General features: G+C 68.5%; 13 protein-coding genes. 10 read left to right on the forward strand and 3 right to left on the reverse strand.

Annotation, left to right across the window (positions count from 1 at the left end):
- Positions 1 to 14: 14 nt before the first annotated feature.
- The 6 genes from folB to ABDC25_RS03175 are packed head-to-tail and all read left to right on the forward strand — an operon-like array spanning position 15 to position 4,618.
- Complete coding sequence (gene folB / locus ABDC25_RS03150; protein ID WP_347124794.1) at positions 15 to 410, forward strand: dihydroneopterin aldolase; 396 nt, start codon at positions 15 to 17, stop codon at positions 408 to 410.
- Positions 407 to 946, forward strand: coding sequence for a 2-amino-4-hydroxy-6-hydroxymethyldihydropteridine diphosphokinase (gene folK, locus ABDC25_RS03155; protein ID WP_347124796.1), 540 nt, complete (start codon positions 407 to 409; stop codon positions 944 to 946). The genes folB and folK overlap by 4 nt, the downstream gene beginning before the upstream one ends.
- Positions 943 to 1,425 carry a DUF3180 domain-containing protein gene (locus ABDC25_RS03160; RefSeq protein WP_021198199.1) on the forward strand — a complete coding sequence of 161 codons (483 nt, stop codon included), beginning with the start codon at positions 943 to 945 and terminating at the stop codon, positions 1,423 to 1,425. The genes folK and ABDC25_RS03160 overlap by 4 nt, the downstream gene beginning before the upstream one ends.
- Positions 1,376 to 1,957: a PH domain-containing protein gene (locus tag ABDC25_RS03165; protein ID WP_347124799.1), complete on the forward strand. Its 582-nt coding sequence runs from the start codon at positions 1,376 to 1,378 to the stop codon at positions 1,955 to 1,957. Before ABDC25_RS03160 ends, ABDC25_RS03165 begins: the two co-directional genes overlap by 50 nt.
- Positions 1,954 to 3,936, forward strand: a complete 1,983-nt coding sequence (locus tag ABDC25_RS03170; RefSeq protein ID WP_347124801.1) for a PH domain-containing protein — start codon at positions 1,954 to 1,956, stop codon at positions 3,934 to 3,936. Before ABDC25_RS03165 ends, ABDC25_RS03170 begins: the two co-directional genes overlap by 4 nt.
- Entirely contained in the window at positions 3,926 to 4,618 is a 693-nt protein-coding gene (locus tag ABDC25_RS03175; RefSeq protein WP_029266112.1) for a DUF2520 domain-containing protein, read from the forward strand. Before ABDC25_RS03170 ends, ABDC25_RS03175 begins: the two co-directional genes overlap by 11 nt.
- A 41-nt stretch (positions 4,619 to 4,659) precedes the next feature.
- Here ABDC25_RS03175 and ABDC25_RS03180 read toward each other — a convergent pair whose 3' ends face one another.
- Entirely contained in the window at positions 4,660 to 6,537 is a 1,878-nt protein-coding gene (locus tag ABDC25_RS03180; RefSeq protein ID WP_347124803.1) for a DUF2207 domain-containing protein, read from the reverse strand.
- An 80-nt stretch (positions 6,538 to 6,617) separates the two neighbouring features.
- Here ABDC25_RS03180 and lysS point away from each other — a divergent pair, with 80 nt between their 5' ends.
- Positions 6,618 to 8,150, forward strand: a complete 1,533-nt coding sequence (gene lysS, locus ABDC25_RS03185; protein ID WP_347124805.1) for a lysine--tRNA ligase — start codon at positions 6,618 to 6,620, stop codon at positions 8,148 to 8,150.
- 15 nt (positions 8,151 to 8,165) lie between these two features.
- Here the strand turns inward: lysS and ABDC25_RS03190 are convergent, their stop codons facing one another.
- Positions 8,166 to 9,284 (reverse strand): DUF4192 family protein, encoded by a 1,119-nt coding sequence (locus ABDC25_RS03190; protein WP_021198193.1) that lies wholly within the window; start codon positions 9,282 to 9,284, stop codon positions 8,166 to 8,168.
- 112 nt (positions 9,285 to 9,396) lie between these two features.
- Between ABDC25_RS03190 and ABDC25_RS03195 the strand changes: the two genes are divergently transcribed.
- The 3 genes from ABDC25_RS03195 (at position 9,397) to ABDC25_RS03205 (ending at position 11,890) form a co-directional block, all read left to right on the forward strand.
- Positions 9,397 to 9,570 carry a hypothetical protein gene (locus ABDC25_RS03195; RefSeq protein WP_021198192.1) on the forward strand — a complete coding sequence of 58 codons (174 nt, stop codon included), beginning with the start codon at positions 9,397 to 9,399 and terminating at the stop codon, positions 9,568 to 9,570.
- 86 nt (positions 9,571 to 9,656) lie between these two features.
- Complete coding sequence (gene cls, locus ABDC25_RS03200; protein ID WP_021198191.1) at positions 9,657 to 11,117, forward strand: cardiolipin synthase; 1,461 nt, start codon at positions 9,657 to 9,659, stop codon at positions 11,115 to 11,117.
- Positions 11,118 to 11,164: 47 nt separating this feature from the next.
- Positions 11,165 to 11,890: a hypothetical protein gene (locus ABDC25_RS03205; protein WP_021198190.1), complete on the forward strand. Its 726-nt coding sequence runs from the start codon at positions 11,165 to 11,167 to the stop codon at positions 11,888 to 11,890.
- A gap of 19 nt (positions 11,891 to 11,909) precedes the next feature.
- Here the strand turns inward: ABDC25_RS03205 and ABDC25_RS03210 are convergent, their stop codons facing one another.
- Positions 11,910 to 12,908, reverse strand: a complete 999-nt coding sequence (locus ABDC25_RS03210) for a diacylglycerol kinase family protein (protein WP_136025284.1) — start codon at positions 12,906 to 12,908, stop codon at positions 11,910 to 11,912.
- Between the last annotated feature and the right edge of the window lie 84 nt (positions 12,909 to 12,992).

Genomic DNA, 12,992 nt, shown 5'->3' on the forward strand with positions numbered 1-12,992 from the left:
CGTACGCTAGAAGCATGGAGTCCCTCGACGAGATCGTCCTCACCGGTCTGACCGTCTTCGGTCGTCATGGTGTCTTCGAGCACGAACGCCGCGACGGGCAGGAGTTCACGATCGATCTTCGTCTGCGGTTGTCGCTCGCGCAGGCTGCCGTCTCCGACGACGTGAGGGACACCGTGCACTACGGAGAGCTCGCCGAGAAGGTGGCCGCGGTCGTGGCCGGGGAACCGGTGAACCTGATCGAGACGCTCGCCGAGAGGATCGCCGCCGTCGGTCTCGAAGACCGTCGGGTGCAGGACGTCGTCGTGACCGTGCACAAGCCGCATGCGCCGATCGCGCTGGACTTCACCGATGTGGCGGTCACCGTGCATCGCCGCCGAACGCCTGACGCGCTGGAGGACACGATCGTATGAGCCGCAACCTCGCGAACCCGCCCGACATGCCCGCGCCTCGTCCCGGACGTCCGGAGACCACCGCGGTCGTCGCCCTCGGCGCGAACCTCGGCGACCGCCACGACACGATCAGGGCGGCCGCCGAGAGGATCGCGCGGCTCCCGCTGGTCAGCGAGGTGCGCCTCTCCCGGTTGTTCGAGACCGTCGCCCTTCGGCTCGACGGGCCCGATCCCGAGGCACCCGGCTACGTCAACGCCGTGGCTCTGGTGACCACGCGCCTCGCTCCCGAGATCCTTCTCGGGATGCTGCACGCCATCGAGGACGAGAACGGCCGAGAGCGACGGGAGCGCTGGGGCGACCGCACGCTCGACCTCGACCTGATCGCGTACGGCGAGGTCATCTCCGACGAACCGCGTCTGCAGCTGCCGCATCCGCGCGCTGCCGAACGCCTCTTCGTGCTCGAACCGTGGCTGGATGTCGACCAGGACGCGGTGCTGCTCGGCCGGGGCAGAGTCGCCGACCTCGTGGCGGAACTGCGGGCCCGGAGCGAGGGATGAGACGCACCTCTGCGGGCGTGCTCGTCGTCCTCGCACTGCTCGCCGGCGGGGGCGGGTTCCTGCTCGATCACCTGTTGACGGCATCGGGACGTGTCACGTTCACCCCCTCGCTCCTGCTTCCGGTGCTCCTCCTGCTGATCGGCGCAGCCTCCCTCGGGGTCGCCTGGCCGGTGCGGCGCAGCGTGCGGTCGGGCATCCGCATCGATCCCTTCCGCGCACTCAGAGCGGCGACACTCGCGCGGGCCTCGAGTCTGCTCGGCGCGATCATGGCCGGGTTCGGAGCCGGGCTGCTCGTGTTCCTCCTGTCACGTCCCGTCATTCCGCAGGTAGGGTCGACTGTGGCCATGCTGGCCCTGATCGGAAGCGCGATCGTCCTCGTGATCGCCGCGCTCGTCGCCGAGCAGTTCTGCACCCTGCCGAAGGATCCTGATGACTCAGAACCCAGAGACCGCGCCCCTGAACCCGGCGGAGGGCACTGACCTCGACGCCCTCGACAGGGGGACGTACACCCAGCTGCGCACGGCACGCAACGAGGCCCGCCTCGAACTCGACGGCACGTGGCACCAGATCTCGCCGCGCTATGTCGTGTCGCAGATCGTGCAGAACGTGATCTTCATCGCGATCGTCGCGATCGCCGCCGTCGTGCTGAACGTGGTGCTGCATCAGCAGTGGGTGTGGATCCCCGCCGGGATCATCCTGCTCATCACCGTGTTCGCCCTCATCATCCTGCCGCGCCAGGCGAAGGCGATCGGCTACATGCTCCGCGCCGACGACATCGTCTTCCGCAAGGGCATCCTGTGGCAGCGCATGATCGCCGTCCCCTACGGTCGCATGCAGCTGGTCGACATCACGCAGGGGCCGCTCGACCGCGCGTTCGGCATCGCCCAACTCAAGATGGTCACGGCCGCCGCAACGACCGGCGTGCAGATCCCCGGTCTGACGCAGGGTGCGGCCGAGGCGCTGCGCGACACCCTCATCCAGGTAGCCGAGACCCGTCGGACCGGCCTGTGAGCGAGCAGCAGCCCCCTTTCGCGCCGAGCGCGCCGCTGCCCGTCGAGGAGGGTTCCACGACGCTCGCGAACGGTGAGTGGCACCGCATGCACCCCCTCACCCCGCTCTTCAAGGGCGGGCTCGCGCTGATCATCATCGCGGGTATCGTCATCGCGAACATGCGGGATCGCCTGATCACCTGGGCCGTGGGCATCTTCACGCCCGAAGAAGCGCACTACGGCGACTACGCCGGTGCCGATCCTGTCGATTGGGTGCTCTCGAACAACCTGATCCTGGTCGCGCTCCTCAGCGTGCTCGGGCTCGTGATCGTGCTGGTGCTGATCTTCTGGTTCGTCTGGCGCTTCCAGCAGTTCCGGATCACCGGCGATCACGTCGAGGTCCGCAAGGGAATCATTTTCCGCTCGCACCGCCGCGCACCTCTCGACCGCGTGCAGGGCGTGAACCTGACACGCCCATTCCCCGCCCGCATCATCGGTCTCGCGAAGCTCGAGGTGGTCGGAGCCGGCAATGACGCGAACGTCGAGCTCGAATACCTCGCGACGCCCCGCGCGGAGTCGGTGCGTGCCGACATCCTGCGTCTGGCATCCGGTGCTCGCGCGGCGCGCGACGCCGCTCTGAACCCGGCGGCAACGTCGGCCGCACCCGGTCCGACATCCGCCCGGGCGCAGCTGGTCGGTTCGATGAACGCGGGTGTCAACGGCCTCATCTCCGGCGTCGACCTCGCCGATGTCGTCCCCGAGAGCGTCGTGAAGATCCCGACCGGCCGGCTTGTGGGCTCGCAGCTGATCTCCGGGCTGCTGTGGTTCGTCTTCTTCGGAGCGATCTTCGCGATCGCGATCGGCAGCGCGTTGATCGGGATGCTGGCCGATGGCAACTCGGATGGAGGTTTCGTCCTCCTCGGGCTGGGTCTCGGCATGGGCGTCCCCATGGTCATCGCCGTGGTCGGTATCACCTGGGCGCAGATCTCGAAGTCGCTGCGCTACTCGATCGCTCCGACTCCTGACGGCGTGCGCATCACCTACGGTCTTCTCACGACCGTGACCGAGACGCTCCCGCCGGGACGCATCTTCGCGGTGGAGGTGTCGCAGTCGCTGCTGTGGCGCCCGTTCGGGTGGTGGACGATCAAGATCAACCGTATGAGCGGCAAGAGCGCAGCCCAGCAGTCGTCGGGAAGCGGACAGCAGTTCAACGTGGTGCTGCCCGTCGGCAAACGCGCCGATGTCGAACGCGTGCTCGCGCTGGTGCTCCCCGACGTTCCTGGGGAGAGCATCCCGTTCCTCTGGGATCAGGGCGTCGTTGGTCCCGCCGATGGCGACGCGTATCGGACGATGCCACGGCGTGCAGCGTGGCGGCGTCCGTTCTCCTGGAAGCGACACGGCTACCTCGTCGCCGACTTCGGTCTGCTGCTGCGCCGCGGAAACGTCTGGCGCAAGCTCGCCGTGTTCCCGCTGGCACGTCTGCAGGGGGTCTCGCTCAGCCAGGGGCCGATCGACCGGCACCAGCAGGTTTCCGGCGCACAGGTGCACACGGTCCCCGGGCCGATCACCGGGTACCTCTCGGGTCTCGAACGTGCCGATGCGCTGGCTCTGGTCGACGAGGTCAGCCGTGCGGCCGCGGAGGCGGCGTCTCGCGACACCACCCACCGCTGGAGTGCGCACGCGGCGGAGATTCCCGTCGCAGCGCCCCCGGCCCCGCCGGCGTACACCGGCCCGCCGCCGGTCTTCCCCGTCCCCGGACAGGCAGGGCCGCCCGCCCCGCCCGTATCGCCGCCTGCACCGCCGGTCGACACGCCGGCGCCTCCGGTGCTTCCGGTGCTTCCGCCGGCATCTCCGGTGGGACCGCCTTCGGGTGTACCGGCAGCGCCCGCGGAGAACGCTCCGGAGGGTCCGCAGGTGCCTCCGAACTTCCCGGCTGCTCCGCCGGCAGCTCCTCCCGCACCCCCGCTGCTCCGGCGGACGAGGCGCGACGATGGCGCGTGACGGACGCCTCGGCGTCGGCATCATCGGGGCAGGGCGCGTAGGGCCGGTCGTCGGGGCGGCGCTCGGCGGTGCAGGACATGCCGTGATCGGGATCACCAGCGGATCCGACGACGAACGCGCCTCGGCCGTGCTGCCGGACGTGCCGGTTCTCGATGCCCTGGAGGTCGTGCGTCGCGCCGAGCTCGTGATCATCGCGGTACCCAGCGAGCAGCTGCCGTCGCTCGTCGCGGGCATCGCCGAGGTGGGCGGCTGGCAGATCGGCCAGCTCGTGCTGCACACCGACCCCGGCTACGGCATCGACGTGCTGCGCCCGGCAGCCGAACGCGGGGCGATCCCCCTCGCCGTGCATCCCGCGATCACCTTCACAGGGACGTCGATCGACCTTCGGCAGCTGCATGCCGGGTTCGCCGCGGTGACCGCTCCGGTCGCCGTGCTGCCGATCGCCCAGGCCCTCGCCGTGGAGATGGGGTGCGAGCCCGTCGTGATCGCGGAGGCGGATCGCGCGGCCTACGCCGATGCGATCGCGACAGCCACCGAGTTCTCGCGGTCGATCATCGGACAGTCGACCGCGCGACTACGGGAGATCGGCGTGGAGAACCCCGGCGGCTACCTCTCGGCGTTGGTGCAGTCGACCGTCGAGCGTGCGCTGCGCGAAGCCTCCGACGCGCCCCCGCTGATCTGAAGCTTCCGCGGCGGTACCCCGGATGCGGGCGCCAGTGGGACTCACCGTCCGCCGGAGAAGCCGCCGCCTCCGCCGCCTCCGGAGAACCCGCCGCCGAATGACCCTCCGGCACTCGACGAAGAGCCCGCCGAGGGGGCCGAGTACGTCGCGGCGGAGTGCGACGATGCCACGAACGAGGCGAGCTGCGTCCGGAGTGCGAACGATGCCGGGTCGCCGATCCAGGATGCGCCGCGCTCCGCATTCGCGTAGGCCTTCTCGAGCACATCACCCCACTCGCGTTCCATCCCGAACAGGATCGCGTAGGGGAGAAGCCGTTCGTACACGTGGATGACGTCGGCGGTGCCGTCGGCGCGACGTTCGGCTCCGGTGTACGACTGGAGCATGCGCAGGCGATCGGCGTCGGCGACCCGGATGAACTCCTTCACTCCCTGCAGATACTCGTAGGTGCGTGCGCCTTCGACGGTGAGCACCGTGTGCTTCGAGAACGGATAGACGCTGGAGAGCAGCACGAGGAAAGCCCCGATGGAGATCACGACGAGTGCAGGGATCGCGGACAGGCGTCCGCTGGCGGCGCTCCAGATCCCGAACGCCAAGCCGACGACGGCGAGGCCGATCGCACACCACTGCAGGATCACAGCACTTCGACTGCGTGCCTTCTCGGTGAGTCCGCGGCTCTGCGCCTCGGTCGTGCCTCGGTGCTGGAGTGCCGTCATCCGAGCGGCGAAGGCTTCGTCGGCGGCGGGGAGATCGACCACCCCGTCGGCGTCCGCATCGAGGAAGAGCGCTTCGAGGGCGTCGACGTCGAGCTGGTCGGGGCTGTGTGCCTCGCCGAGACGACGAACGCGAGGCTGGTCTTCCTCCGTCCCCTCTTCGATGCGCAGCATGCCACGGACGGCGAGGTGCACGATCTCGGACGGGATCACGTCTTCGGCCCCGGGAACGACGGCAGCGGCGAGCAGCGGGGGCAGCGAGTCCGGCACGTCGTACTGGGCGACCACGATGCCGGTAGCGGCTCGCCGTCTGCGCGCGAAGGCCGACACCGCCACCCAGCTGCTGGCGGCGAGTCCGAGAGCGCCGACCGCGGCGGCGATCGGTGCGACGTCGGCGACCGGATCCGGTGTGCGGGCGAGCGGCTGCGTGGCGGTGCCCGGTTCGAAACCGATGGCCACCGTCACCCCGTCACCGGCGGGACGAGACCCCGATTCGACACGGAAGGTCGCGCTGCGGCCGTCGGTGGTCGGACCCTCCAGCTCGCACTCCTCCTTCGAGCCGGAAGGGCCGGAGTAGCAGCGGGTGGCACCGTCGAGTGCGTTGCTCATCGCAGGATCGAACACGATCTCGGCGCGGAACCGGTCGATGGGCTGCGTGCTGTCGAGGGGGAGCAGGTCCCAGTAGAACTCGTCTGCCGGGGGAGCGGACGAACTCTCGGACCGATCGGTCGCGAGGATCACGTCGCGCATCTCGTACTCGATGACGTAGGTGGTGAGGCCCCGCACGAAGTCGTCGTCGTTACCCGTCAGCACGTAGAGGAGCCCGTCCTCCTCGTCCGTCTCGTAGGGCACGTCCGCCCCGTTGCCGTCGGTCACGGACAGGATCGTCGTCTCGATGCTCGCCCCTTCGTATGAAGTCGCGAGTCCGCGGACGATGCCGCGATTCTGGTCGACGTCGGGGAAGCGGGCCACGAGGGTCTCCGTCACGCGCATGCGGGCGCGGCCCTCGTCGTCGAGACCGATCTCGTAGGCGGCATCCCACGAGCTGTAGGAGAAATCGTCGACATCGGTGGGGACGTCCGCGGGCCGGGGCGCAGCCAGGTGCGACGCGGGCCCGTCGGACGCGGCCTGCGCGGCGGCAGGGGCGAGGACCGCCAGCATCGCGAGGGAGAGGGCAGCGAACGCGCGGAGGATCCGTGTGTGGGCCATTCTTCGAGGCTACCCAGCGTGCGCCAAGCAGCGGGATGCCGCCTCGGTAAACTGGGAGGGACTTCCAAGGAGCCCCCCACATGACTGACGCGTCCGCCGCGCCCGAATCGGCCTCGACCGACCCTTCCCTCGAAGAGGACGTCCACGAGCAGAAGGCCGTGCGCCTCGCCAAGCGCGAGCGCCTGATCGAGAAGCGGGTGGATGCGGGCGGCGGGGCGTTCCCGGTCGCCGTTCCCGTCACGCACACGATTCCCGCGCTGCGCGCCGAGTACGGCGAGCTCGAGGCCGGCGCCGAAACCGGTGTCATCGTCGGAGTCGCGGGTCGTGTGGTGTTCAGCCGCAACACCGGCAAGCTCTGCTTCGCCACTCTGCAGGCGGGTGACGGCTCGCGCATCCAGGCCATGATCTCCCTGGCGAACGTCGGCGAGGAGTCGCTGGCCGACTGGAAGGAGTACGTCGACCTGGGGGACCACGTCTTCGTGCACGGTGAAGTCATCTCCAGTCGCCGCGGCGAGCTGTCGATCATGGCGGACGACTGGACGATCGCGGCGAAGGCGATCCTGCCGCTCCCCAATGCCTACTCCGAACTCAGCGAGGAGGGCCGCGTACGCAGCCGCTACCTCGACCTGATCGTGCGCGAGCAGGCGCGCACGACGGTCCGCGCGCGCGCCGCCGTGAATGCGAGCCTGCGTTCGACGTTCACCAGCCATGACTACCTCGAGGTGGAGACCCCGATGCTGCAGGTGCAGCACGGCGGGGCCTCTGCCCGCCCGTTCATCACGCACTCGAACGCGTTCGACACCGAGCTGTACCTGCGCATCGCACCCGAGCTGTACCTCAAGCGCGCTGTCGTCGGCGGGATCGAGCGCGTCTACGAGATCAACCGGAACTTCCGCAACGAGGGAGCCGACTCTACACACAGCCCCGAGTTCGCGATGCTCGAGGCCTACCAGGCGTACGGCGACTACAACCAGATGGCCGCCCTCACACAGGAGCTCGTGCAGAACGCGGCGATCGCGGTCGCCGGCTCCACGACCGTGACCTGGGCCGACGGTACCGAGTATGAGCTCGGCGGCGAGTGGGACCGCATCTCGATGTACGAGTCGCTGTCGGCCGCATCCGGGCGCACCACCACTCCGCAGGACTCGGTCGAAGACCTGATCGCGTTCGCCGAGGCCAACGACGTCGATCTGCCTCCGCAGGCCACTCACGGCAAGCTCGTCGAGGAGCTGTGGGAGCATTTCGTGAAGGGCGACCTCGTCCGCCCCACGTTCGTGATGGATTTCCCCGTCGACACGTCGCCCCTGGTCCGTGAACACCGCTCGATCGCGGGTGTCGTGGAGAAGTGGGATCTGTACATCCGTGGCTTCGAGCTGGCGACCGGGTACTCCGAACTGGTCGACCCCGTGATTCAACGCGAGCGCTTCGTGGAACAGGCCAAACTCGCCGCACGCGGTGACGTCGAGGCGATGCCGGTCGACGAAGAGTTCCTGCGGGCCCTCGAGCACGGAATGCCGCCGTCCGGAGGAATGGGCATGGGGATCGACCGCCTGCTGATGGCGATCACCGGCCTGGGCATTCGTGAGACCATCCTGTTCCCCCTGGTCAAGTAACACGATCACCGACGGTCACTGCGCCGAGTGGCGACGGAACGCCCACTCCGGGAGTATCGCTCCGCCGATCATGGTCTCCAGGAGCGCGGCCAGTGAATAGTGCGGGTCGATCTCTCGCACCATCTCGAGGTATCGGCCCGCGTGGCTGGCGCGTCCCAGAGCCCATGACAACCACGCCGCCACGGTGAGGGGTGCGGATCGCGAGAGCCTCGGAGCCCGTGCCGCCGCTTCGCGTGCGGCGGTGAGGGCGCGTCGGAGGCGGTCGGTGTCGGGAGTGGGGCCGCGCCCGAGGAACACCTCACCCACCTCGTCGGGGATCATCACCCCGGATGCCTCGAACGCGGTCTGTGCAGCGAGGGTGCGCACGCCGCCTGCCAGGTCGGTCGCCCACTGAGCGATGGCGACGTCCCGCAAAAGGGGCTGCTCGAGGCACCACAGCAGCGTGGCCGTCGCGAACGGGGGCAGAGCGTCGGGTGCCGCCAGCACCGACTCGTAGAAGGCCGGAACATCGTCGAGCAGGACGAGCGCGGCGATGAGCCGCGGATCATCCCGACTCGTCAGTCGACCTCGACCCTTCCGATCGAGGAACGCCGCGAGCTCGAGCGACGCGGTCCCCACACGTTCCTTCTCGGCGAGGTCGACGTGCGGGAGATCCGCCCCGACGCTCTGGTCTCCGGACACGTCGGTCGACAGCGGTAGATCGGCGGGAGTGCGGATCTGCGCCAACGGCCCCAGCTCGGGCTCCTCGTCGAGGTAGCTCGACCACCCGGAGGGGGTCACGCAGAGAGCGTCGACGATGCGGAGGCCCGCCTCCTCTGCGCACCCCAACAGCTCGTCGACGGCGACCGCGTGGGGGAGGACGAGACCGTCTCGCGTCGGGTGCGACTCCTCATCGGTGTAGACGACGACCGCGACGGCATCCGTCGCTGTGACGCGGGCGACGAGGCCGACGGCGGCGTCGGCATAGACCTCGAGGTCAGCCTTCTCCTGCGGGAGATCGAGACGCATGGCTCCGTCGGTGCGGCTGCCTCGGAAAGGGAGGAGCACGATGCTCCGACGGGGCGTGAAGCCCGCGAGGGACGGGACGATGCCGAGGAAAGCGGCGGAATCGGAGGCTCGGAGAACTGTTGTCATCCCGAGAGTGTCGTCGAGGGCGAAGCCCGCCGAGCGCGAAAGAGGACCCTGTGGACGGAGTTCCTGTGAACGCCGAAATGTGCACGAACAGTGGCTCGCGTACCATGGGGTGATGGACAACTTCTGGCTCGCCGCGGCATGGTCGCTTCTGCCGACCGTCGGAGTGAGCATCGTGTTCTTCCTCGTGGTCCGCGGCATTCTCCGCTTCGACCGGACCGAGCGCAAGGTGCACGCGCAGATCGAGGCTGAGGAGCGCGCCGCGCGAGGCCTCCCGCCGCGCGCCTGAGTCCGACCCATCGGCTACTGTGAAGCCAGCGCACCTGTTCGGGTGCGCCTCGGCTGTGATGGTCACTGCGGTGGCGAGGGGGCACGATGACTGCGGAGACCTGGGGATGGTGGATCGCCGCCTTCCTCGTGGTGCTCGACATCATCATCCGTGTCACGGCCATCATCGTCATCCCCCGCAACAGGCGTCCCACGGCGGCGATGGCATGGCTGCTGGCCGTGTTCTTCATACCGTTCGTCGGTGTCTTCCTGTTCCTCGTGATCGGCAACCCGCGCCTTCCCCGCGCGCGTCGGCGCAAACAGGATCAGATCAACGAGTACATCGCCGAGACCAGCGAGCACCTGCATTTCGGCACGCTCCGCCCGAACGCACCCGCGTGGTTCGGGCCGATCGTGCAGATGAATCAGAAGCTCGGCGCCCTCCCGCTCTCGGGCGACAACGGCGCCCACCTCATCTCGGACTACCAGGAGTCCCTCGATGAGATGGCGCAGGCGATCCGCACGGCGCAGGAGTATGTGCACGTCGAGTTCTACATCCTGCAGTCCGACACGTCGACCGACAACTTCTTCCGGGCGCTGGAAGAGGTCTGCGCCCGTGGTGTCGAGGTCCGCGTGCTCCTGGACCACTGGGCCAACCGCGGCAAGCCCCGCTACAAGCAGACCATCGCGCGCCTCAATGCGATGGGCGCCGACTGGCATCTGATGCTCCCGGTGCAGCCGCTCAAGGGCAAGATGCAGCGCCCCGATCTGCGCAACCACCGCAAGCTCCTCGTCGTCGACGGCAACATCGCGTTCCTCGGATCGCAGAACATCACCGATTCGACCTACAACCTGCCGAAGAACATCAAGCGCGGTCTGCACTGGGTCGACCTGATGGTGCGTCTGGACGGCCCGGTCGTGCTGAGCGTGAACGCGATCTTCGTCGCGGACTGGTACAGCGAGACCGACACCGTCCTCGAGGGCATCGACATCGCTCACGCGAACATCGGCTCCGGCGACCTCGACTGCCAGGTCGTCCCGTCCGGTCCCGGTTTCGAGGTCGAGAACAACCTCCGGCTCTTCCTCAGCCTGCTCTATGCGGCGAAGAAGAAGATCATGATCGTCAGCCCCTACTTCGTCCCGGACGAGGCGCTGCTGCTCGCGGTCACCGCGGCCGTGGACCGCGGCGTGCACGTCGAGCTGTTCGTGTCGGAAGAGGGCGACCAGGCGATGGTGTACCACGCCCAGCGCAGCTACTACGAGGTGCTGCTCAAGGCCGGAGTCCGCATCTGGATGTATCGCAAGCCGTACATCCTGCACACCAAGACGCTGACCATCGACGATGAGGTCGCCGTGATCGGATCGAGCAACATGGACATGCGCTCCTTCGGTCTGAACCTCGAGGTCTCGATGCTGGTGCGAGGCGAGGAGTTCGTCGCCGAGATGCGCGAGGTCGAAGACAAGTACCGCTCGCTCAGCCGAGAGCTGACGCTGGAGGAGTGGATGCAGCAGCCGCTTCGTTCGACGGTGCTCGACAACCTCGCCCGCCTCACCTCCGCGCTGCAGTAGGCGACGCAGGCTATCCGCACGAACTTCGTGAGGGCTACCCTGTGACCATGACCTCCGCACTTCGTCCTCTCGTTTCCGTCATGGGCGTCGTCGCCGCTGCGCTCCTCATCGCAGGGTGCACTGCCGGTCCGGGCGCGCAGACGCCGACCAGCTCTCCAGCCCCGAGCGCCGGCATCGACGATCAGAACGACGTCGAGGGTGCACTGCTCGACGAAGGACGCATGTTCGCCGTCATCACGGTGGGCTCCTCCACCTGCGTGCCGCAGGTCGACCAGGTCACCGCGGAAGGACAGACCGTGACCGTCACCCTCGTCGACGCGGAGGGCGAGGCTTCGAAGCCCTGCACGAAGGATCTCGCGCCGCGCGCGAGCCTGGGCACGCTGCCGGAAGGCGTGGACCCGAAGGCCGACATCACCATGAACGTCACCTACGGTGACATCACCGACGATGTGGACCTCGACGGCGATCCGGCGGCGACGGGTACGCCCGGGACGCCCACCGAGTATCTGCCATCGGCCGGCTGGTTCGACGACGGCGGCCTCGTTCTGCTGACCTGGGGATCTTCGTCCTGCCCGCCGGTCGTCGACACACTGGAGGGCTCGGGGAACGCCGGGACCGCGACGTTCGTGACTGACGCGAACCAGGTGTGCACGATGGACATGGGACCGCGTGCGACCATCCTCTCCTTCGGCGATGACACGGTCGACGACGAGGCGGCCTTCACTCTGACCCTCGTCGGCGGCGGGCTCGACGGCACGGTCGAGGTCCGCTGAGCGTCCGGGGCCGCGGCTCTCAGAGGATGTGCACCGGGTGGCCTGACGGCAGTGCCAGGAGCAGAGCCCCAGGATCAGCCCAGCAGGTGATGCGCACCGCTTCACCGAACTCGTCGCCGTCGAGTTCGATCGGGATGGGCTCGGGTGCTGCGGCTTCGGCGGCGGCACCGTGGAAGTAGTGCACCGAGGCGTTCTTACCGCGGTGCTCGAGTACCCGGCGTCCGGCGCGGAAGCGGCGGAGCACGGAGTTGTCCCACCAGATCTTCCGCCAGACCCCGAACCAGCCGAACATGCCGGTCGGCTGGATGACGGCGACGTCCAGGGCGGCGTCGGTGATCGATGCGTCGGGGATCAGGGAGATGCCGGCGGGGAGAGTGCCGCAGTTCGCGAAGAGCAGGCTGTACGCGCGGTGCGAGTGCAGGCGTCCGTCATCGACCTGGTAGACGGCCCGGAACGGCTTCGCGCGCGGCAGTGAGCGGGCGGCACCGTCGACGTACGCGATCCATCCCACGGACTTCTTCAGGTCGGATCGGGTGTTCGCGATCATGTCGGCGTCGAGCCCCATGCCCGCCAGCACCACGAAGGCGTGTTGGGCCTCCTCGCCGTCTTCTCGTGTGAGGCGGGCCCAGCCGATGTCGATCGGATGCCGGAAGTCGCCGAGCGCGGCGCGGATCATCTCGGTCGGGTCACCGAGGGGGAGGCCGAGATTGCGGGCCAGCAGGTTTCCGGTGCCGCTGGGCAGGATCGCCAACGGCACCCCGCTGTTCGCGATCGCCTCGGACACCGCCCGCACCGTGCCATCGCCGCCGGCGACCAGCACGACGTCCACTCCGCGCTCCAGAGCCTGCGCAGTGGCGAGCTGCCCGGCATCCTCGATCGTCGTGGGATAGAACGCCGGATGCGCCCATCCTGCTTCGCGCGAGAGGTCGCGCACTGTGGCGCGGAGATGCTTGCCGTCGACCTTGATGGGGTTGTAGACGAGCGCCGCCTGTCGCTGGACGGGTGCGCTGGATGTCATGGCGCTACTCTAAACCGGGAAAGACCCGCCCCGTCGATCCGGAGCAGGTGACTCCTGACGGTCCGCGCATCCGGCGCGCCCGGG

It is taken from the genome of Microbacterium sp. SY138 (assembly GCF_039729145.1).
GTDB classification, from domain to species: Bacteria; Actinomycetota; Actinomycetes; order Actinomycetales; family Microbacteriaceae; genus Microbacterium; species Microbacterium maritypicum_A.

What these genes read in the sequence shown, in the direction of transcription:
- folB (WP_347124794.1), top strand. Translation starts at nt 15, where the DNA reads ATGGAGTCCCTCGACGAGATCGTCCTCACCGGTCTGACCGTCTTCGGT.
- folK (WP_347124796.1), top strand. Translation starts at nt 407, where the DNA reads ATGAGCCGCAACCTCGCGAACCCGCCCGACATGCCCGCGCCTCGTCCC.
- ABDC25_RS03160 (WP_021198199.1), top strand. Translation starts at nt 943, where the DNA reads ATGAGACGCACCTCTGCGGGCGTGCTCGTCGTCCTCGCACTGCTCGCC.
- ABDC25_RS03165 (WP_347124799.1), top strand. Translation starts at nt 1,376, where the DNA reads ATGACTCAGAACCCAGAGACCGCGCCCCTGAACCCGGCGGAGGGCACT.
- ABDC25_RS03175 (WP_029266112.1), top strand. Translation starts at nt 3,926, where the DNA reads ATGGCGCGTGACGGACGCCTCGGCGTCGGCATCATCGGGGCAGGGCGC.
- ABDC25_RS03180 (WP_347124803.1), bottom strand. Translation starts at nt 6,537, where the DNA reads ATGGCCCACACACGGATCCTCCGCGCGTTCGCTGCCCTCTCCCTCGCG.
- lysS (WP_347124805.1), top strand. Translation starts at nt 6,618, where the DNA reads ATGACTGACGCGTCCGCCGCGCCCGAATCGGCCTCGACCGACCCTTCC.
- ABDC25_RS03190 (WP_021198193.1), bottom strand. Translation starts at nt 9,284, where the DNA reads ATGACAACAGTTCTCCGAGCCTCCGATTCCGCCGCTTTCCTCGGCATC.
- ABDC25_RS03195 (WP_021198192.1), top strand. Translation starts at nt 9,397, where the DNA reads ATGGACAACTTCTGGCTCGCCGCGGCATGGTCGCTTCTGCCGACCGTC.
- cls (WP_021198191.1), top strand. Translation starts at nt 9,657, where the DNA reads ATGACTGCGGAGACCTGGGGATGGTGGATCGCCGCCTTCCTCGTGGTG.
- ABDC25_RS03205 (WP_021198190.1), top strand. Translation starts at nt 11,165, where the DNA reads ATGACCTCCGCACTTCGTCCTCTCGTTTCCGTCATGGGCGTCGTCGCC.
- ABDC25_RS03210 (WP_136025284.1), bottom strand. Translation starts at nt 12,908, where the DNA reads ATGACATCCAGCGCACCCGTCCAGCGACAGGCGGCGCTCGTCTACAAC.